The sequence below is a fragment of the Bradyrhizobium sp. SZCCHNR1043 genome (assembly GCF_032489675.1).
In the GTDB taxonomy this organism is placed as follows: Bacteria; Pseudomonadota; Alphaproteobacteria; order Rhizobiales; family Xanthobacteraceae; genus Bradyrhizobium.
On the sequence record NZ_JAUEYN010000012.1, the window covers coordinates 17,079 to 35,507 of the forward strand.

The following is an 18,429-nucleotide window of genomic DNA, read 5'->3' on the forward strand; positions in this document are numbered from 1 at the left end:
ACGATGTCCAAGGACAAACTACTTTCCTCAGCCCCACGCGCGTCGCGCCGTGGTTTCCTGACTGCGGCAGGCGGTCTTGCCGCCACGGCGCTGGCCTCGCAGGCGCGTGCCGGCGCCGGCAATCCCGCCAACCAGCCGCCGAACGTGCCGGAATGGACGCGCACCCTCGGCGAGGGCGTCGCTGTGCGCCCCTACGGCAAGCCGTCGAAGTTCGAGAAGGACGTCGTCCGCCGCGACGTCGAATGGCTGACGGCTTCGCGCGAATCCTCGGTCAGCTTCACGCCGCTGCATGAGCTCGAAGGCATCATCACGCCGAACGGGCTGTGCTTCGAACGCCATCACGGCGGTGTGGCCGACGTCGATCCGGCCGATCACCGGTTGATGATCCATGGCCTGGTCGAGCGACCGCTGCTGCTGACGCTCGACGAGCTCAAGCGCTACCCGCGCGTCAACCGCATCCACTTCATGGAATGCGCCGCCAATTCCGGCATGGAGTGGCGCGGCGCCCAGCTCAATGGCTGCCAGTTCACGCATGGCATGATCCACTGCGTGCAATATACCGGCGTCTCGCTGCGCACCCTGCTCGAAGAGGCCGGCGTCAAGACCAACGGCAAATGGCTGCTGGTGGAGGGCGCCGACGCCGCGTCGATGGATCGCAGCCTGCCGATCGAGAAGGCGCTCGACGACTGCATCATCGCCTACAAGATGAACGGCGAGGCGCTGTATCCCGAGCAGGGCTATCCGATGCGCCTGGTCGTGCCGGGATGGCAGGGCAATCTCTGGGTCAAATGGCTGCGCCGCATCAAGGTCGGCGACCAGCCCTGGCACACCCGCGAGGAAACCTCGAAATACACCGATCTTTTGCCGAACGGAAAGGCGCGGCGCTTCACCTGGGCGATGGATGCCAAGTCGGTGATCACCAGCCCGAGCCCGCAGGCGCCGATCAAGCATGGCAAGGGCTTCACGATCGTCTCGGGACTGGCGTGGTCGGGCAACGGCAAGGTCAGGCGCGTCGACGTGTCGCTCGATGGCGGCCGCAACTGGTGGCCGGCGCGGATCGACGGCCCGGTGCTCGACAAGGCGCTGACCCGCTTCTACTACGAGTTCGATTGGAACGGCGAGCCGCTGCTGCTGCAGTCGCGCGTCCAGGACGAGACCGGCTACGTCCAGCCGTCCAAGGCCGAGCTGCGCAAGGTCCGCGGCTACAACTCCATCTATCACAACAATGGCATCCAGACCTGGCATGTGCAGGCAAACGGTGAGGTCGAGAATGTCGAGGTCGCCTAAGCTCATCATTGCCGCCGCAGCGCTGGCAGCGCTTGCGGGCTCCGTGGCGTTCGCCGGAGGTCCGAGCGAGAAGACCGAGGCCAAGTCTGATGCCAAGCCGGCGCAGCGCTTCAACATCGGCCGCGCGCCGAGCGCCGAGGAGATCCGCGGCTGGGACATCGACGTTCGTCCGGACGGGCAGGGGCTGCCAGTCGGCAAGGGCACTGTCGCCCAGGGCGAGAAGCTGTTCATGGACAATTGCGCCAGTTGCCATGGCGAATTCGGCGAGGGTGCCGGCCGCTGGCCGGTGCTCGCCGGCGGCAAGGGATCGCTGACATCAGACAATCCGGTCAAGACGGTCGGTTCCTACTGGCCCTACGCCTCGACGCTGTTCGACTACGTCCGCCACGCGATGCCATTCGGCAGCCCGCAGTCGCTGAAGGTCGACGAGTACTACGCGCTGGTCGCCTATGTGCTGTATCTGAACGACGTGATCACCGATCAGAACTTCGAGCTGAGTAACAGCAATCTCGCCACGATCAAGATGCCGAACGAGGGCGGGTTCATCATGGATGACCGGAGCACGAGCGAGAAGGCGTTCTGGCAGAAGGATCCGTGCATGAAGAACTGCATCGCGCCGGTCAAGATCACCGGACGCGCGACAGCGGTCGACGTCACGCCGGAAGATAAGGACGGCAAGCCGCGAGGCGTCGAGTGAGGATTGCCGGATGCAGCCGCCGCCAGATGCTGTTGGCGGCCGCATCCGTCGCCCTGGCCGGAAGCGGGGTTGCGTCCATCGCCACTGCAGCCGAGCCACATAGGCTCGCGTTGCAGATCAGCGACGAGGATCCGGCCAAGATGCGCGCGGTGCTCGACGTCGCCGCGAATGTCTCCCGCCACTATTCGGGCGAGGGCGCGGAGGTCGAGATCGTGATCGTCGCGTTCAATGGCGGCCTCGACATGCTGCTGGCCGACCGCTCGCCGGTGAAGGAGCGGGTGCTCGGCTTCGCCAAGTCGATGCCCAATGTGAGCTTCATCGCCTGCGGCAACACCTTGGAGACGCTCGCGAGCAAGGAGGGACGGCAGCCGCCTCTGCTCGACGGTGTTACGGTCGTCAAGACCGGGGTCGCGACCCTGCTGGAGCTGTCCGAGAAAAACTGGACGATCGTGCGTCCCTGAAGGAATTTGCGATGCGGTGGTGGCTGGCTCTCGTCCTCTCGTTCATTGCGTCGATCGCCTTCGCGGCCGAGGAGCCGCGCGAGCTCGCGATCGGCGGGCGTACGGCGCTCGGCACGCTCCGGCTGCCGGCGCAGTCGGGACCGGATGTGCCGCTGGTGCTGATGACGCACGGCACGCTCGCGCACAAGGACATGGAGACCATCCAGGGCCTGTCCAAGGCGTTGGCCGAGCGGGGGATCGCCTCGCTCGCGCATAATCTCGTGCTCGGTCTCGATCGCCGCACCGGCATGTACGATTGCGCCAAGCCCCATGACTATGCGCCTGACGATGCGATCGCCGAGATCGCCGCCTGGCTGAGCGAAGCGCGCAAGACCTCGTCGCACGTCTTCGTGCTCGGACATTCGCGCGGCGCCAATCAGCTCGCGCGCTATCTGGTCGCCAATCCCAAGGCCGCGATCGACGGTGTGATCCTGCTGGCGCCGGCGACGGCGAGCATCGAGACCGGCTTGAGAGACGCCTATGCGGAGAGCTACGGCCAGCGATTCGCGCCGCTGCTCGACAAGGCTGAGGCTGCGATCGCCGCCGGGCGCGGCGGTGACTGGATGTCGGTGCCGGGCTTCATCTATTGCCGCGATGCCAAGGTGACGGCGCGCGCATTCGCAGCATTCTATCGCGCCGACCGGCGCCAGGATACGGCGGCGCTGATCGCCGATGTGAGCCTGCCGGTTCTGGTGCTTGCGGCAGCGCAAGACAAGACGGTACCGGACGTGGCAGCGTCGTTCGCGCCGCTGGCGTCACGCGCCGGCAGCCGTGTCCGATTGGAGACGATTGACGACGCAGATCACTTCTTTCTCGATCTCGCCGCCGAGGATGCCGCTGATCGCATCGCAGGATTCATTGCAGCCACGCGTTAGGAGTCACCATGGAACGTCGATCTTTGATGCAAGCCGGTCTTGCCAGTGTGTTTGGAATCTTCGGTGTCAGCCGCGCACGCGCGGCGACGGAGTCTCCGCGCCAGCGCGTCGCCTATCATCTCGCCGATCAGGACCGCGCCCTGTTCGTTCTCGGCAACCTCCAGAATCACGTCGATGGCACCGGAGGACCTGGACGCGCGGACATTCGCCTGGTGATCCACGGCCCGGGCTTGCGGGCCTTTCATGCGATTTCGGCCGACCAGACCATCTCGGCTCTGGCCGAGCGCCTCATGAAGGCCGGCGTCGGCTTCGAGGCCTGTGCCAACACCATGAAGGCGCAGGGTGTGAAGCTCGACGATCTCTTGCCAGGCTTCGCGGTGGCGGAGAAGGGCGGCGTCGTGCGCCTTACCGAGCTGCAGCAGAGTGGATACGCCTACCTGCGCCCGTGACACGGGCGCATGCGTCCTTGCCGATGCCGCCCGGCATGTTGAGCGGCAGGCCTGAACGACGGGAGCGCCCGTGCTCACCGCATTGATCGACCTTCTGGGTGAGGAGCTGGTGTCGCTGCTGTGCGGACTCGCGGCCGGCGGCGCGTTCGGCTTCTTCGCCCAGCGCAGCCGCTTCTGCCTGCGGGCGGCCACGGTCGAGTTCGCGCGCGGGCAGGGCGGTCCGCGGCTGGCGGTGTGGCTCCTCACCTTCGCCTCGGCGCTGCTGGGCACCCAGGCACTGGTGGCGATGGGCCTGCTCGACGTCTCCGAAGCGCGCCAGCTGGCGCAGCAGGGTAGCATTTCCGGCGCGATGATCGGCGGCACGCTGTTCGGCTGCGGCATGATCCTGGCGCGCGGCTGTGCCAGCCGTCTGCTGGTGCTCTCGGCCAACGGCAATCTGCGGGCGCTGCTGTCCGGCCTCGTCTTCGCGGTGACGGCGCAGTCGGCCTATCGCGGACTGCTCGCGCCGGCGCGCGAGTGGCTCACCAATCTTTGGCTGGTCGACGGCGGACCGTCGCGCGACATCATGAGCCTGTTCGGCGGCGGCACGCCCGAGAAGCTCGGCTTCGGCATGCTGTGGTTCCTGGCCGGGCTCGCCGCCGTGTCGAAGTTTCAGGTTGGCCCGAAGATCCTGCGCGCGGCGGTGGCCGCGGGCGCGGCGGTCGCGGGGGGCTGGCTCCTCACCTATCAGCTCGGCCAGACCTCGTTCTCGCCGGTGCCGCTGAAGAGCCTGACATTCAGCGGTCCTTCGGCGGAGCTGCTGATGCAGGTGCTCGCCAGCCCGCAGCTGAAGCCGGGCTTCGATCTCGGCATCATTCCGGGCGTGTTCATCGGCTCGTTCGTTGCGGCCGCGCTGGCGCGCGAACTCAATCTCGAAGGCTTCTCGGATGGGCGCGGCATGCGCCGTTACATGATCGGCGCTGTCCTGATGGGATTCGGCGCGATGCTGGCGGGCGGCTGCGCCGTCGGCGCCGGCGTGACGGGGGCATCGGTGTTTGCACTCACAGCGTGGATCGTGCTCGGCGGCATGTGGTTGGGTGCGGCCGTCACCGATTTTGTCGTCGACCGCTGGCTGTTCGCCACCAAGCCGGCGCAGAGCCCGGTTCAGTCGCTCTCCGTCATGCCTTCATGAGGCATCCTGCGGAAGCGAGCCTGCTTCTGCTGAGCGGCATTGAACATGCAGCGCCAAAGAGCAGCATCCATGAATCTCCGGGACCTGTCTGTCACAGGCTCGTCGACGCCTGGCGTGTCGGCGCACTCCAAGCCTCTGACAAAAACATTGTCTGATCAGATCGGATCGAACCCGAAGACACGTGTCTTTGCGTCGTTCACGCAGGAGCGCGGATCGCATAGTCCGCGGGTCGATCACAGGAGATGCGCGCCGAACAGGGCATTCGGACCATCGCGCCCGAACATGACGTTGGTAGATCCCAGTCTCGAGATCCCGCTCGTTAACCAATTTGCGAAGGTCGAGTGTTACCGTCGCGAGGGGTGCGGCGCAATCATGCGGCGGACCGATACGAATCGCCGGGACTACGAAAGGCACGCGAGATGTCGCAACTCTCCATTCGAGCAAAAATGGCGGCCGTCATTGCGCTGCTGCTGCTGGCGATGACCATCGTCGGATTGCTGGCCGTCCGCGGCATGCAGACAATCAACACGCATACCGAACAGATCGCCAAGAACTGGCTGCCGAGCGTGCGCGTGCTCGGCGAGTTGCGTTCGGCGATCAATCTCAATCGGGCGCAGCTCCGAGCCTACATGACGGCTGATACGACTGAGGAGAAGGACAATCTCGACCGCAACATGAAGGCAACGCTCGCCGTCATTGCGACGGCGCGCCGCTCCTATGAGGCGATGATCTCGTCTTCCGAGGAGCGCAGCCTGTTCGAGAGCTGGTCGCGGGGCTGGGAGCAATATGTCAAGGCTGCCGATGGTGTGCTCGAGGTGCTGCGCGCAGGGAACGGCAATGCGACCAAGCAGGCAAGCGATCTGTTCAACAAGACGGTCCGGGGCGTCGCCAATCAGTCGGACGAATATCTTCGAACGCTGATTGACCTCAACAATCGTGGCGCCGACGCCGAGACGAAGATCGCTGCGGATGGCTATGCCGAGGCATTTGCATTGATGTCGACGGTTATCGTCCTTGCCGTTCTCGCCGGCATCGGCGTCGGAAGCTGGTTCGTTCGCGACATTTCCCGGTGCATCGCTTCCATCATCAGGCCGATGCAGGCGCTCGGTGAGGGCAACCTGGCGACGGAGATCCCCTATCGCGGCCAGAAGACCGAAGTAGGCATGATGGCCGACGCCCTGGAGGTCTTCAAGACCGCCTTGATCGCGAAGAAGCAGGCCGACGATATCGCTTCGAAAGACGCAGAGGTGAAACTGGAACGCAGCCGGCGGCTTGACGAGATCACTGGCCGCTTCGAGGCGGTGGTCGGCGAGATCGTCGACACGGTGTCCACGGCATCGAGCACATTGGAGGGTCACGCCGGCGGGCTCAGCAACACGGCGAGCCGCGCACAGAACCTGGCCACGTCCGTCACCGCGGCTTCCGAGGAAGCCTGCGCCAATGTGCAGTCGGTGGCATCTGCGACCGAGGAGCTCTCCGCGTCCGTCAACGAGATCAGCAGGCAAGTCCAGGATTCGGCCCAGATGGCCAATGAGGCGGTGGCGCAGGCCCGCAAGACCAATGAACAGGTCAGCGAGCTTTCGAAGTCCGCTGCCCGCATCGGCGACGTCGTCGAGCTGATCAATACGATTGCCGGACAGACCAACCTGCTCGCGCTGAATGCAACGATCGAGGCCGCGCGCGCCGGCGAAGCCGGCCGCGGATTTGCCGTGGTCGCATCCGAGGTCAAGGCGCTTGCCGAGCAGACGGCGAAGGCCACCGGCGAGATCGGCCAGCAGATCTCCGGCATCCAGTCCGCCACCCAACAATCGGTCGGTGCCATCCGCGACATCAGCATCACCATCGAGAAACTGCAGGAGATTTCGTCGACGATCGCATCGGCCGTGGAGCAGCAGGGCGCTGCCACGCAGGAGATCTCGCGCAACGTCCAGCACGCGGCGGCGGGAACGCAGCAGGTCTCAGCCAACGTTGCGGATGTGCAGCGCGGCGCCGTCGATACTGGAACCGCGGCTTCCCAGGTTCTGTCCGCCGCGAAATCGTTGGCCGACGACAGTGCCAGACTGAGCATGGAAGTGAAGAAGTTCATCGCCGGCGTGAGAGCCGCCTAGGGTTCGTAGCGACTGAGAGCCGCGCAGATCCGATCTCGCCGCCATTTCGGCCGGCCCGCGGGGTGTGCTGACAGGTGCGCCGGCCACGCTGCCATCGCTTCTGCGGTGGCCTGCGAGCCTCATCTCGAGGATCTTTCGCGCGGCCGCGGCAAGCTGCGTTACCGAGTCGCCTGGTGACGATGGGCTTGCGAGGCCCGCGCGGACATGAACAGAGCGTGGGGTCGCGGCGGATCATGCTCCGCCGCGCTTGCTCGGGGCTGCCGTCCCCGAGTTCGTCAGTGCCGCTGTTTCCTCGCAGTCAGGCTGCCGCAGAGCCCCGCCTTTTCACCTCACCTGTCGGCATCGGCTGAATTATAATTGCAGAAATTCGAATATATGCATATAGTAACGTAAGTCGGTCGCGGCGCTGGGCCGCGTCAGCAGGGAGGACCCGTCGTGGCAATGATGAACGACGTCATGGTCAAGGATCTGGGCAAGTCCAAGCGCATCGACTGGTCGCCCTATCTGGTCGGCGCCGGCATCGGCGTCCTCAGCTGGGTGGCCTTTGCCGGGTTCGGCGACCCGCTCGGCGTCACGACGGCGTTTTCGCGCATCGCATCGCTGTTTGCCGCTCCGGTGATCGGATCCGACGCCGTCGCCGCCAACAGCTATTGGAAGTCGATGCCGTTGAAATGGGACTATGGCGTCTGGTTCCTGGTCGGCATTCCGTTCGGCGCATTCCTGTCGGCGATCATCTCCGGCACGTGGCGCCTCGAACTGGTACCGGAGGTCTGGAAGGAGCGCTTTGGCCCGTCTGTGGTCAAGCGCTTCGTGGCCGCGTTTCTCGGCGGCATCGTCATCATGTATGGCGCGCGTCTGGCCGGCGGTTGCACCAGCGGACACGGCATCTCCGGCGGTCTGCAATTGGCGCTGTCGAGCTGGCTGTTCCTCGCCGTGATGTTCGCGACCGGCCTTCTGGCGTCGCGCGTCATGTTCCGCAAAGCATAGGAGAATGGCCATGACGTCATTGATGAGCATCGCCGGCCCGCTGCTGATGGGCGCCGTGTTCGGCTATCTGCTGCAGCAGGGCAAGGTCACGAGCTGCAACGTGATCGAGAACCAGTTCCGGCTGCGCGACTTCACCGTGCTGAAGGTGATGGGCACGGCGATCTTGGTCGGCGGCATCGGCGTGCTGCTGCTGGTTGATACCGGCAACACCAAATATTACGTCAAGGACGCCAACATGCTCGCGGTCGCGCTCGGCGCGGCGCTGTTCGGCGTCGGCATGGTGGTCTACGGCTACTGCCCGGGCACCGCGCTCGGCGCCATCGCCAGCGGCAGCGTGCATGCCGCAGTCGGCGCTTTCGGCATGATTGTCGGCGCGATCCTCTATGCGCTGAGCTTCGACTGGGTGAAGGCTCACGTCCTGAATGTTTGGGCGCTCGGCAAGGTGCGGCTGCCCGACATCACCGGCGTGCCGGATGGCGCCTGGTTCGCCGCGCTCGCGATCGGCGCAGGTGCGTTCTTCTTCTGGGTCGAAGCATCCGAGGCCAAGGCGAAGCGGACACAGGGGTAGGCGGAGTCGCCTGAGTGCCCCCTATGTCAATCAGCGAGAGGTTCCTCCTATGCTATCAGGACTGTTCAGCAAGCTGACCGGATCGACGAGTGTGCCGGCGATCGAGCATGACGAGCTGGTGCGGGCGCATCAGCAGCGGAGCTGCGTCATCGTCGACGTGCGCGAGCCGCATGAGTTCAAGGGCGGACACATTCCCGGCGCCGTCAATCACCCGCTGTCGCGTTTCGACCCGGGCGACCTCGTGCACGACAAGCCGGTGGTTCTGATCTGTCAGGCTGGCGGCCGCTCGGCCACCGCGCTGCGGCGGGCGCTGTCGGCGGGGCGGCAGGATATCCGCCACTATGCCGGCGGCATGAGCCGCTGGCGGGCGCGCGGCGGTCCTGTCGCCTGAACGCGCCCTGTCCGACAGATCCGACCTTCTGCTCTGTCAGGACGTTCCGAACGGATCTGTTCTGGTTGAGATGAAATGACCTGCAACCAGCGTGGGTTGCGGCAGGTTAAGAGTAAAGTGTGCGGCGGAAAGCTTCGATAGCCGTTCTCGCCCGCAGCAGCTAATTTGTTGTTGGTCCACTCCATTGGTTGACTCGTTCAGGAATAATTAGTTGCAACGCTGCAATACTCGAACACCGGTCGACGTTCGAGGATTGCATGTTGAAGCTTGTTGGCTTGAGAACCCGGATCACCCTTTCTCTGGTGATCGGCGCGGCCGCGACGGCCCTCTTCGTGCTGCTGGTCGCCATGTGGATCATCGGCGGCATCATCGACCGCGCCAATGAGCGCGAGCTCCACGCCCAATATGACGCCTTCAATTCGCGCCTGCAGCTGGAGTCGACCCGCGCGGAAGCCATGAGCGCGGTGGTCGCCAAGATCCCCGCCGTCCAGGACGCCATGGCGCAGAACGACCGCGACGCCTTGATGCGGCTGTTCGGCGCGGGCATGGCCAGCATGAAGTCCGATTACGGTGTCGACCAGTTTCAGTTTCACACGCCGCCGGCGATGTCCTTCCTGCGCGTGCACCAGCCGGCCAAGTTCGGCGACGATCTGTCGGGCTTCCGCAAGACGGTGGTGGCCGCCAACACCGACCGCAAGCCGATCGTCGGGCTGGAGGGCGGCGTTGCCGGCCTCGGCCTCCGCGGCGTCGTACCGATCGTTTCCGCCGGCAAACATCTGGGCTCGGTCGAGTTCGGCCTGACCTTTGGCCAAAACTTCTTCGACGAGTTCAAGCGCAGCCGGAATGTCGACGTCGCGTTCCGCCTGGCTGGCGACAACGGCTTCAAGCTGTTCGCGACAACGATCGGGGAGACCTCCTTCTTCGCAAGCGGCGACTATCGGGAGGCATCGGCCGGCAGCTTCCTGTCGCGCCAAGGACAGCTCAAAGGCGTTCCGGTGGTCGCGCTGCTGGGCCCGATCAAGGATTTCTCCGGCAAGCCGATCGGCGCCGTCGAGATCATCATGGACAACAGCGAGTTCATCCAGGCTCGCAATCGCGCCGGGGCGTTGGCGATCGGGATGACGCTGGCCGGCCTCGTGCTGATCGCGCTCGCCGGGCTGTTGATCGCGCGCAGCATCTCCCGCCCGATCGTCCAGATGACGAGCGCCATGCGCGAGCTCGCCGATGGCAACCTGGACGTCAGCGTCCCGGCCGACTGGCGCAAGGACGAGGTTGGACAGATGGCGCGCGCCGTTTCGGTCTTCAGGGACAACGCCATCCGGATGAGGGATCTGCAGGCGGAGCAGGAGAAGGCCCAGGCTCGTGCCGAGGAGGACCGGCGCCGCATGCTGATGGAGGTGGCCGATGGCTTTGAGGCCAGCGTCCGCGGCGTTGTCGACGCAGTGTCGGCTGCGGCCATTGAAATGGAGGCGACCGCTCGTTCGATGTCGGTGACGATCGATCAATCGAAGCAGCAGGCCCTGACGGTGTCGCAGGCGTGCGGCTCCGCATCGGACAATGTCAACACCGTTGCCTCGGCGGCCGAAGAGCTGTCATCCTCGATGAACGAGATCAGCAAGACGCTCGAGCGTGCATCGTCCGTGGTTCGCAAGGCCGCGGACGAAGGGCAGCAATCCAACGACAAGGTGCAGCGGCTCAACGTTGCCGCCAGCAAGATCAGCGAGGTCGTCGCACTCATCAACCAGATCGCCAGCCAGACCAATCTGCTGGCGCTGAATGCGACGATCGAGGCCGCGCGCGCCGGCGAGTCGGGCAGGGGATTCGCCGTCGTCGCCAGCGAGGTCAAGACACTGGCGACCCAGACGGCCAAGGCGACCGAAGAGATTGGTGCTCAGATCGCCGCGGTTCAGGCCGAAACCGCCGCCGCGGTCCAGAGCATCGGCATGATCTGCACCACGATCCAGGAGGTCGACGAGATCTCGACCATCATCGCCTCATCGATCGCGCAGCAGGACGCCGCGACCCGCGAGATCGCCGGCAATGTGATCGTCGTCGCCGGCAAGACCCAGGACGTCACGCGCAACATCGCGGGCGTCACGTCCGGGGTCGTGCAGACCGGCCACGCCGCCAACGAGGTGCTGTCGGCGGCCGGCGAGCTCGCGCAGCAGTCGACCCGGCTGCGCAGCGAGGTCAACCAGTTCCTGGCCCATATCAGAGCGGCCTGACCGGTCGTTGGGTGGCTTGAAGTATCAAGCTCGCCGACACGCCCATCGCCCCGGCCGTATCCGCCACGGGGGTGATTCCCCGTGTCCGACCGGCATGAGCTGTGTCCTGGTGCCGTGGTCTCGAGAGCGCGAGGCGGGGCGGCGCCTCCTGTCCCGTGGCTCACGCCTGCTTCGCGGCCGCCTTCTCGAGCCGCTTCGCCATCACGCGCCAATAGGTGCCCGGCATGAACCGCTGCAGGAGATCCATGAAGCGCGCATCGCCGCCGATCAGGATGCGGGGCTCATTGCGCTCGACGCCCTCGATGATCCGCAACGCGGCATCGCGCGGGCTGGTCCTGGCGAGCCGCTCGAACCGTTCGATGGCCTGCACGCGGCGCGCATTGTCGGTCATGCCCTGGCCGGCGCGGGCATTGCGCGCAATCGCCGTGGCGATGCCGCCGGGATGCACGACCGACAGCCGCACGGGACTGCCGGCGGCTGTGAGTTCGTGACGCAGGCTCTCGGAAAATCCCCGCACCGCGAACTTTGCCGCGGCGTAGGCCGATTGGCCGGGCGGAGCGATGATGCCGAAGATCGAGGACAGGTTGACGACATGCGCTTCGCGCTGGCGCGAAAGATGCGGCAGGAACGCGCGCGTGCCGTGCACGACGCCCCAGAAATTGATGTTGAACAGCCACTCCATCTCCGCCTGATCGATCTCGGCGAAGCTGCCGAACAGTGCCACGCCGGCATTGTTGACGATGATGTTGAGGTCGGGATGCGCGCGGGTCGCGTCCTCGGCGAACTGGGTGACTGCAGCGACATCGCTGACGTCCAGCCGGTGCGTGGTCACCTTGCGGCCGCTCGCGGCGAGCTCGGCGGCGAGGCTTGCGAGGCCCGCCTCGTCGCGGTCGGCGAGCGCGAGATCGCAACCGCGCGCCGCCAGCTCCTGCGCCAGCCCACGGCCGATGCCGCTGGCTGCGCCTGTCACGGCGGCAGATGCGCCTCGAATGATCGTCATTGTCGCTTCACTCCCCTGATCGACCGGATCTACGTGCCTGTTCCAATTGCAGCTGGGTTTTCTGCCACTTTTTCTGATTGGAACCGAACCATCCGGCCGTTCAGCTTTTAACTCACATTACTTTACGAGCACACATTCGTGGAGGACCTGCATGGGACAGTCGCAACCCTTTCGCGCCACCGCACTGATCGTGGAAGACGATCTGGCGCAGCGCGAGATGATCACGCTGCTGCTCGAAGAGAGCGAGTACGACGTGATCGCGTGTGAGAGCGCGGAGGCCGCCGAACTGGTCCTGAACAAGCCGGGTCATCGCATCGTGCTGCTGATGACCGACGTCAGTCTGGCGGGCCGCATGAACGGGGTTGAGCTTGCCCATCTCGCCAAGGCGCGTCACCCCCACATCAATGTGGTCGTCACTTCTGGCCGGCCGTTGTCGCAGCCGCTGCCGGGCGGCACGAAGTTCTGGAGCAAGCCGTGGGCGCCGCTCGACGTGCTGCGCGAAGCCGAGGTGACGCTCGAGCGCGCGCCCGATATCGGGTGAGGCCAAGGTCTTGCTCCGCCAGCGTCGCTCAAAGGGTGATGCGTGGCAAATGTCGACCGGTGGAGACGTGGGACCGGCTAGCGGCCGAGTCGACTGAGAGCCGGGTGGAAGCCGCGCTCCCACCCGGGAAGTGCAACTACTTCTTCTTGGCAGCCTTCTTGGTCTTCTTCGCAGCTTTCTTGGTGGCCTTCGCGGCCTTCTTCGCCTTCTTCGCCATGGCATCCTCGTCAGGAGTTGATGGATTGCAACGCGACTTCGAGGCTTCGCTGGCGCACGCCAGCCATGCATCAGCCTCGGGTGTCGATCCCAGCAGATTCGCGAAGCTCTGCCTCACGCTGTCACCAGCACGGTTGCGCTTATCCACAGCTCGATGCATTCACCGGCCAGTTGCGCCGTTGGCACGCAGGTCGTGACAAGGTTAGCGGATCGTAAAAGGTGTCTTCATTGATTCAAAACCAAGGCGCAATCTTGGTTGCGACCTTGAGGAACCGTTAACTGCGCCGCGCCCATGTTGCCGCGAACAACAGGGTAGCTCATGAGCGCGGCGCTATTGAACATCGAGGACAGGAGCTGCGGCGTCCTGCTGTCGGGATGCTGAACGTTCCGACGCTATGGACCGCCTTCGTGGTCAATTTCCTCGCGCTGGGCCTGATCTGGGCCTACGTGATGCGCAGCTATCCCAATCTGGATTCGGCGCGGTACTGGACGGCGTCTGCGTTCATGTGCGCGCCGGCGGCGACGTTCGCGCTGACGCGGTTCTATTTCGGCTCGTTCGTTCCGCTGCTGGCCGGCGGCTCGCTGATGACCTTCGCGATCTGCCTCGCGGCGATGGGCGTCGAGCGCTTCTATGGCTACAGGGCGTCGTGGCGGCTGAGCTTGATCGTCGTCGCGATGACCTGTGCGTCGATCGCATTCTTTCAATACGTGTACGACCACGGCCCGCTGAGGATCCTGTGCTACTCGATCGGGCAGGCGGTCCCCATGGCGATCATCGCGCGGCTGGTGCTGGATGCGAGGCGCGGGCCCGTCAATCCGGGAGCGCGGCTGGCCGGCCTGCTGTCGGTTCTGATCATCGCGGTGTTTGCCGCGCGGTCGATCGGGGCGTTCGTCGGCGCCGATTTCAATTTCAGCCACTCCACCAGCGGCCAGGCCGCCGCGGTGCTGCTGCTGATCTTCCTGTCGATGTCGCTCAACTTCGGCTTCCTGCTGATGGCGGTGGACCGGCTGCGCAACGAGGTCGCCGATCTCGCGCTGCTCGACGATCTCACCGGCGTCGCCAACCGCCGTCACCTGATGCAGCGCCTGAGCGAGGAATGCGCGCGCGCCGAGCGCTCGCGGCGGCCGTTCGCGCTGCTGGTGATCGACCTCGACGGCTTCAAGATCATCAACGACACCTATGGCCATGCCGCCGGCGATGCCTGCCTGCAGCACTTCACGCTGATGGCCCAGACTCGGCTGCGCCCCGGCGACATGCTGGCGCGCACCGGCGGCGACGAATTCTGCATCGTGCTGCCGGCGTCCGCCCTGCGCGAAGGCGCGATGATCGCGCGGCGCATCCTGCAGGTCTGCCGCGACGATGCGGAGGCCTGTGCCGGCGCCGAGGTGCCGATCGAGGTCTCGATCGGCATCGCCGAATGGACCGAGGATGTCGGCGCCTTCCCCGACCGGCTGATGGCGCGGGCGGACCAGGCGCTCTATGCCGCCAAGAAGGAGGGCAAGAACCGCTATGCCGTCTTCGCCGGTGACCATGAGACGCCGGCATTGGCGCCGGACCAGATCGAGCCGATCATCGCACCGCCGCGCCGGCAGGATGCCACCGCCGGGTAGCCGGTGCTATCGTTGCCGGCCATGAGGCCGGTTCTGTTCTTCCTCCGCGCAGCGCTCGCGCTGCTTCTTCTTCCTGCGCCGGTCTCGGCCGAGGATCTCACGTCGCTCGCCCGCTCGTCCGGCACGCCGGACATCCCCGGTCTGAAGATCGTCTGGCTGGCGCCGTGGGGCGATCCCGCCCAGGCCCATCCCTGGACCAACATCATCGTCCACCAGACCGAAGGGCCGGCGGGATCGGCGCGATCAGGGGCGCTGGCGCAAGCCAAGAACCCGAAACGGCGCGGCGTCACCCTGTGGGTGGAAACCGACGGCACGGTGTATTGGGCGGTGCCGGAAACCCTGGTGACGCTGCATGGCGACGGCGCCAACCGCAACGACAACCGCTATATCGACAACGGCCCGACCTATCGCAAGGTCGTCCGCGACAATTCCATCGGCGTGGAGTTCGCCGGCAACTATCCCGACGTCACCCGGCCCGCCACCGAAGCCCAGGTCGCCGCGTGGCGCATTCTCTCGAAGCTGCTCCGGCTGCGCTATCAGATCCCGCGGGAGCGGATCTATGCGCACAACTGGATCGACTACAAGGATGCCCGCTATTGCGAGGGCTGTGCGCTCGCCGGGCTCGCCCGCGCTGCGCCGGACTGATCACATAACAAACTGATCACATAACAAGAAGCCGGCGTCTCCGCCGGCTCCGATCGCATCCAAAGACCACCTTCAAGCCGCAAGCCGCGCCGCTAATGCGCGGCCTCGAGGGCCGCCGCCTCCTGCTTGGCGATGGCGCCCTTGACGGCGGACTGCACCTTCTCGAACGCGCGCACCTCGATCTGGCGCACGCGCTCCCGCGACACGCCGAACTCGGCGGCGAGGTCCTCGAGCGTCATCGGCTCGTCGGCCAGGCGCCGCGCCTCGAAGATGCGGCGCTCGCGCGCGTTGAGCACGCCGATCGCGCCGTTCAGCGCCTGCCTGCGGTGGTCATATTCCTCGTGCTCGGCCATGATGGCTTCCTGGTTGGGCGAGGTATCGACCAGCCAGTCCTGCCATTCGCCCGCTTCGCCGTCGTCGCGGATCGGCGCGTTCAGCGAGGCGTCGCCGCCGAGGCGGCGGTTCATGTCGACCACGTCCTGATCGGTCACGCCGAGGCGCTTCGCGATCAGCTTGACCTGATCCGGATGCAGATCGCCTTCATCCAGCGCGGAGATCTTGCTCTTGGCCTTGCGCAGGTTGAAGAACAGCTTCTTCTGGTTCGCGGTGGTGCCCATCTTCACGAGCGACCAGGAACGCAGGATGTACTCTTGTATCGACGCCTTGATCCACCACATGGCGTAGGTGGCGAGGCGAAAGCCCTTCTCGGGCTCGAACCTTTTCACCGCCTGCATCAGGCCGACATTGCCTTCCGAAACGACTTCGGATATCGGCAGGCCGTAGCCGCGGTAGCCCATGGCGATCTTGGCCACGAGCCTGAGGTGGCTGGTCACGAGTTTATGTGCTGCGTCGCTGTCGTCATGCTCGCGCCAACGCTTGGCGAGCATGTACTCCTCCTGCGGTTCCAGCATCGGGAACTTGCGGATCTCGGCGAGGTAGCGTGAAAGTCCGGATTCTCCATTGAGAACCGGGAGTGTAGCTGTACGGGCCATCGAGCGCCCTCCAGTTGGTTCAGGCCCCCGATAGCGGCGGGCCAGGCAAAGCGGTCGCTTGGTTAAAGCCGGCCGGTTTGCGACGTTCCATGCGTCGACCATTCGACGCAGGCGCAACATACACCATTTTCGCCCCCCGGTGGAAGGATTCCGGGGGTCACGTCCCCGTGTGGCTGCCATAACCTGCTGGCATGCTTGCGTTTTTCTGAAGGCGCTGCGTCATAGCGCCGCTCGCAGGGCGCTCCTCAACAGCATGAGATCCTCCGGCAGCTCCGATTCCCAGTGCATTATTTCTCCCGTCCGCGGGTGCTCGATGACCAGCAGATAGGCGTGCAGCGCCTGCCGTCCGAGCGCCTCGAGCGCGTCCCGCGCGGCCGACGCGAGCTGGTTCGCCTTGGTCTTGAAATGCGGGCCATAGACGGCATCGCCGAGCAGCGGATGGCCGAGGTGAGCCAGATGCACCCGGATCTGGTGGGTGCGCCCGGTCTCGAGATGGCACGCGATCAGCGACGCCACCGGCTTGCCGTCGCGGCCAAGAAAGCTCTCCTGCACCTCGTAATGGGTGATGGCCTCGCGGCCTTTGGGCCGCACCGCCATCTTGTCGCGGGCATGCGGATGCCGGTCGATGGCTGCGTTGATGGTGCCATGCGGCCGGTGCGGCACGCCCCAGGCGAACGCCAGATAGCCGCGCTCCATCGCGCCGGTGCGGCCGTGATCGGCGAACTGCGCGCTGAGCGAGGCGTGCGCCCGATCGTTCTTCGCGATCACCATCAGCCCGGTGGTGTCCTTGTCCAGCCGGTGCACGATGCCGGGGCGCTTGACGCCGCCGATCCCGGAAAGACTGGCGCCGCAATGCGCGATCAGCGCGTTCACCAGGGTGCCGGTCTCGTGCCCTGCGGCGGGGTGCACTACAAGGCCGGCCGGCTTGTCGATGACGACGATGTCGTCGTCCTCGTAGATGATTTTCAGTGGGATCGCCTCGGCCGCCGGCTCGGCCGGCACCGCTTCCGGCACGTCGATTGTGATCGTGTCGCCGGCTGTGACGTGATAAGCGGGGTCCCGCACCGCCTCGGCGCGGAGGCTGACCTGACCGGCCAGGATCAGCGCCTTCAGCCGCGACCGCGACAGCTCCGGCAGCCGGACCGCGAGCACGCGATCGAGCCGTGGCGAGCCTTCGTCGCCGGCGACCGTGACCGTCATCAGACCGTGGGATTGTGAAGTCGAGATGTCCATGAATTCCACCGTTGCGCCCGAGCCGTCATCGCCCGAGCAGGCCCAGCTGATGGCGCGGCTGCGGCGCATGATGATGATCGCGGGCGTGACCACCTCGATCGCGATCGCAGTGCTTCTGGTCGCCATCGGCTACCGCCTTTTCCGCGGCGATGGAAGCACAGCTTCGGGCCCCGACCTCACCGCCATGCTGCCCAAGGGCGCCCGCATCGTCGCCACCGGCACCGCCGGCGACCGCTTGGCCGTGACGCTGGATGTCGGCGGCGCCACCGAGATCCGCACCTTCGACGCCAAGTCCCTGAAACCCACCGGCCGCCTCCGCTTCGCGGTGGAGCCGTAAGGGGCAGGGGCGGTTTCGCCCGGACGCCAGCCATTATTGCGTTGCTGCCCCATCTCTGCCGACTCGGGCGGTCAGCGCCTCCCCCGCCTGCGGGGGAGGTCGCATCGCATCGAAGATGCGATGCGGGTGGGGGAACTCTCTCCATTGGCACCGGCGCCGGCAGCGCCCCCACCCCAACCCTCCCCCGCAAGCGGGAGAGGGAGCCCACCGCCGCCTTGGCCGGCTGTTTCCATCCTATGATGGCCGATCCCTTCGCCACCCGGGCAGTCCACTCCCCTCCCCCTTGCGGGGAGGGGTCGGGGGTGGGGGTCCCCACAGGGAAAGACCCTCGAGGCACTCACCCCACGAAATTTCCCATCCCCCGTCTTGCGGCGCGGCGATTTCGAGGCTATGCGGTTCACCTCACGCTCCCTTCGTCTAGCGGTTAGGACGCGGCCCTCTCAAGGCTGAAACAGGGGTTCGATTCCCCTAGGGAGCGCCAATAAAATCAATGGCTTAGCCATTTTCGGCGAAACTCGTCGAATATCTGTCGAATAAGCGTTCCCGGACTGCAGCGGACATGCGAAGGCAAATCTGTCCTCAAGACAGGTGGCCGT

The 18,429-nt window shown here is 65.5% G+C and carries 19 protein-coding genes and 1 tRNA gene; 16 read left to right on the plus strand and 4 right to left on the minus strand.

All coding sequences use genetic code 11. The annotated features are described in order from the left end of the window. The first annotated feature begins 3 nt into the window (after window positions 1–3). The 11 genes from soxC to QX039_RS21330 all read left to right on the plus strand — a co-directional run bounded on the left by soxC (window position 4) and on the right by QX039_RS21330 (window position 11,258). Complete coding sequence (soxC, locus tag QX039_RS21280) at window positions 4–1,287, plus strand: sulfite dehydrogenase (protein WP_315772270.1); 1,284 nt, start codon at window positions 4–6, stop codon at window positions 1,285–1,287. Beyond that, complete coding sequence (locus tag QX039_RS21285; RefSeq protein ID WP_315772271.1) at window positions 1,226–1,984, plus strand: cytochrome c; 759 nt, start codon at window positions 1,226–1,228, stop codon at window positions 1,982–1,984. The genes soxC and QX039_RS21285 overlap by 62 nt, the downstream gene beginning before the upstream one ends. Window positions 1,985–2,010: 26 nt before the next feature. Beyond that, window positions 2,011–2,445: a hypothetical protein gene (locus tag QX039_RS21290; RefSeq protein ID WP_315718331.1), complete on the plus strand. Its 435-nt coding sequence runs from the start codon at window positions 2,011–2,013 to the stop codon at window positions 2,443–2,445. Window positions 2,446–2,456: 11 nt separating this feature from the next. Further along, on the plus strand, window positions 2,457–3,359 hold the full coding sequence (locus tag QX039_RS21295; RefSeq protein WP_315772272.1) for an alpha/beta hydrolase: 903 nt from the start codon (window positions 2,457–2,459) through the stop codon (window positions 3,357–3,359). An 8-nt stretch (window positions 3,360–3,367) separates the two neighbouring features. After that, entirely contained in the window at window positions 3,368–3,808 is a 441-nt protein-coding gene (locus QX039_RS21300; RefSeq protein WP_409997641.1) for a DsrE family protein, read from the plus strand. A gap of 70 nt (window positions 3,809–3,878) precedes the next feature. Next, on the plus strand, window positions 3,879–4,979 hold the full coding sequence (locus QX039_RS21305; protein WP_315772274.1) for a YeeE/YedE family protein: 1,101 nt from the start codon (window positions 3,879–3,881) through the stop codon (window positions 4,977–4,979). A 419-nt stretch (window positions 4,980–5,398) separates the two neighbouring features. Continuing rightward, window positions 5,399–7,087: a methyl-accepting chemotaxis protein gene (locus QX039_RS21310; protein ID WP_315772275.1), complete on the plus strand. Its 1,689-nt coding sequence runs from the start codon at window positions 5,399–5,401 to the stop codon at window positions 7,085–7,087. A 444-nt stretch (window positions 7,088–7,531) separates the two neighbouring features. Further along, on the plus strand, window positions 7,532–8,074 hold the full coding sequence (locus QX039_RS21315; RefSeq protein WP_315756100.1) for a YeeE/YedE thiosulfate transporter family protein: 543 nt from the start codon (window positions 7,532–7,534) through the stop codon (window positions 8,072–8,074). Window positions 8,075–8,084: 10 nt separating this feature from the next. Beyond that, the gene (locus QX039_RS21320; RefSeq protein ID WP_315772277.1) at window positions 8,085–8,642 is read left to right on the plus strand and encodes a YeeE/YedE thiosulfate transporter family protein; all 558 of its coding nucleotides are present in this window, start codon (window positions 8,085–8,087) and stop codon (window positions 8,640–8,642) included. 49 nt (window positions 8,643–8,691) lie between these two features. Beyond that, window positions 8,692–9,033, plus strand: a complete 342-nt coding sequence (locus QX039_RS21325; protein WP_315772279.1) for a rhodanese-like domain-containing protein — start codon at window positions 8,692–8,694, stop codon at window positions 9,031–9,033. A 257-nt stretch (window positions 9,034–9,290) separates the two neighbouring features. Beyond that, on the plus strand, window positions 9,291–11,258 hold the full coding sequence (locus tag QX039_RS21330; protein WP_315772280.1) for a methyl-accepting chemotaxis protein: 1,968 nt from the start codon (window positions 9,291–9,293) through the stop codon (window positions 11,256–11,258). A gap of 160 nt (window positions 11,259–11,418) precedes the next feature. On the opposite strand, the gene QX039_RS21335 is transcribed toward QX039_RS21330, so the two are convergent. Then, complete coding sequence (locus QX039_RS21335) at window positions 11,419–12,258, minus strand: SDR family oxidoreductase (protein WP_315772282.1); 840 nt, start codon at window positions 12,256–12,258, stop codon at window positions 11,419–11,421. 151 nt (window positions 12,259–12,409) lie between these two features. On the opposite strand from QX039_RS21335, the gene QX039_RS21340 reads away from it, so the two are divergent. Next, on the plus strand, window positions 12,410–12,799 hold the full coding sequence (locus QX039_RS21340; protein ID WP_315772284.1) for a response regulator: 390 nt from the start codon (window positions 12,410–12,412) through the stop codon (window positions 12,797–12,799). A 136-nt stretch (window positions 12,800–12,935) separates the two neighbouring features. Here QX039_RS21340 and QX039_RS21345 read toward each other — a convergent pair whose 3' ends face one another. Continuing rightward, entirely contained in the window at window positions 12,936–13,163 is a 228-nt protein-coding gene (locus tag QX039_RS21345) for a hypothetical protein (protein WP_315772285.1), read from the minus strand. Window positions 13,164–13,390: 227 nt separating this feature from the next. Here QX039_RS21345 and QX039_RS21350 point away from each other — a divergent pair, with 227 nt between their 5' ends. Then, a complete protein-coding gene (locus QX039_RS21350) occupies window positions 13,391–14,626 on the plus strand; it encodes a GGDEF domain-containing protein (RefSeq protein ID WP_315772287.1) in 1,236 nt (411 codons plus the stop codon). 21 nt (window positions 14,627–14,647) lie between these two features. After that, entirely contained in the window at window positions 14,648–15,271 is a 624-nt protein-coding gene (locus QX039_RS21355) for a peptidoglycan recognition family protein (RefSeq protein WP_315772289.1), read from the plus strand. Window positions 15,272–15,363: 92 nt separating this feature from the next. Here the strand turns inward: QX039_RS21355 and rpoH are convergent, their stop codons facing one another. Together rpoH and QX039_RS21365 are read right to left on the minus strand one after the other, a co-directional pair. Continuing rightward, window positions 15,364–16,263 carry an RNA polymerase sigma factor RpoH gene (rpoH, locus tag QX039_RS21360; protein WP_315737032.1) on the minus strand — a complete coding sequence of 300 codons (900 nt, stop codon included), beginning with the start codon at window positions 16,261–16,263 and terminating at the stop codon, window positions 15,364–15,366. Window positions 16,264–16,482: 219 nt separating this feature from the next. Continuing rightward, window positions 16,483–17,463 (minus strand): RluA family pseudouridine synthase, encoded by a 981-nt coding sequence (locus tag QX039_RS21365; protein ID WP_315737034.1) that lies wholly within the window; start codon window positions 17,461–17,463, stop codon window positions 16,483–16,485. 31 nt (window positions 17,464–17,494) lie between these two features. Between QX039_RS21365 and QX039_RS21370 the strand changes: the two genes are divergently transcribed. Together QX039_RS21370 and QX039_RS21375 are read left to right on the plus strand one after the other, a co-directional pair. Further along, window positions 17,495–17,833: a hypothetical protein gene (locus QX039_RS21370; RefSeq protein WP_315736289.1), complete on the plus strand. Its 339-nt coding sequence runs from the start codon at window positions 17,495–17,497 to the stop codon at window positions 17,831–17,833. Between the two features lie 406 nt (window positions 17,834–18,239). Beyond that, window positions 18,240–18,314: transfer RNA gene (locus tag QX039_RS21375), tRNA-Glu, on the plus strand. Window positions 18,315–18,429: the final 115 nt, after the last annotated feature.

Excerpts from the sequence above, each read along its gene's own strand:
- QX039_RS21315 (WP_315756100.1), top strand. The coding sequence starts at position 7,532 with ATGAACGACGTCATGGTCAAGGATCTGGGCAAGTCCAAGCGCATCGAC.
- QX039_RS21365 (WP_315737034.1), bottom strand. The coding sequence starts at position 17,463 with ATGACGGTCACGGTCGCCGGCGACGAAGGCTCGCCACGGCTCGATCGC.
- QX039_RS21370 (WP_315736289.1), top strand. The coding sequence starts at position 17,495 with ATGAATTCCACCGTTGCGCCCGAGCCGTCATCGCCCGAGCAGGCCCAG.
- QX039_RS21285 (WP_315772271.1), top strand. The coding sequence starts at position 1,226 with ATGGCATCCAGACCTGGCATGTGCAGGCAAACGGTGAGGTCGAGAATG.
- QX039_RS21330 (WP_315772280.1), top strand. The coding sequence starts at position 9,291 with ATGTTGAAGCTTGTTGGCTTGAGAACCCGGATCACCCTTTCTCTGGTG.
- QX039_RS21295 (WP_315772272.1), top strand. The coding sequence starts at position 2,457 with ATGCGGTGGTGGCTGGCTCTCGTCCTCTCGTTCATTGCGTCGATCGCC.
- QX039_RS21335 (WP_315772282.1), bottom strand. The coding sequence starts at position 12,258 with ATGACGATCATTCGAGGCGCATCTGCCGCCGTGACAGGCGCAGCCAGC.
- QX039_RS21290 (WP_315718331.1), top strand. The coding sequence starts at position 2,011 with ATGCTGTTGGCGGCCGCATCCGTCGCCCTGGCCGGAAGCGGGGTTGCG.
- QX039_RS21355 (WP_315772289.1), top strand. The coding sequence starts at position 14,648 with ATGAGGCCGGTTCTGTTCTTCCTCCGCGCAGCGCTCGCGCTGCTTCTT.
- QX039_RS21300 (WP_409997641.1), top strand. The coding sequence starts at position 3,368 with ATGGAACGTCGATCTTTGATGCAAGCCGGTCTTGCCAGTGTGTTTGGA.
- QX039_RS21325 (WP_315772279.1), top strand. The coding sequence starts at position 8,692 with ATGCTATCAGGACTGTTCAGCAAGCTGACCGGATCGACGAGTGTGCCG.
- rpoH (WP_315737032.1), bottom strand. The coding sequence starts at position 16,263 with ATGGCCCGTACAGCTACACTCCCGGTTCTCAATGGAGAATCCGGACTT.
- QX039_RS21320 (WP_315772277.1), top strand. The coding sequence starts at position 8,085 with ATGACGTCATTGATGAGCATCGCCGGCCCGCTGCTGATGGGCGCCGTG.
- soxC (WP_315772270.1), top strand. The coding sequence starts at position 4 with ATGTCCAAGGACAAACTACTTTCCTCAGCCCCACGCGCGTCGCGCCGT.
- QX039_RS21350 (WP_315772287.1), top strand. The coding sequence starts at position 13,391 with ATGCTGAACGTTCCGACGCTATGGACCGCCTTCGTGGTCAATTTCCTC.
- QX039_RS21310 (WP_315772275.1), top strand. The coding sequence starts at position 5,399 with ATGTCGCAACTCTCCATTCGAGCAAAAATGGCGGCCGTCATTGCGCTG.
- QX039_RS21340 (WP_315772284.1), top strand. The coding sequence starts at position 12,410 with ATGGGACAGTCGCAACCCTTTCGCGCCACCGCACTGATCGTGGAAGAC.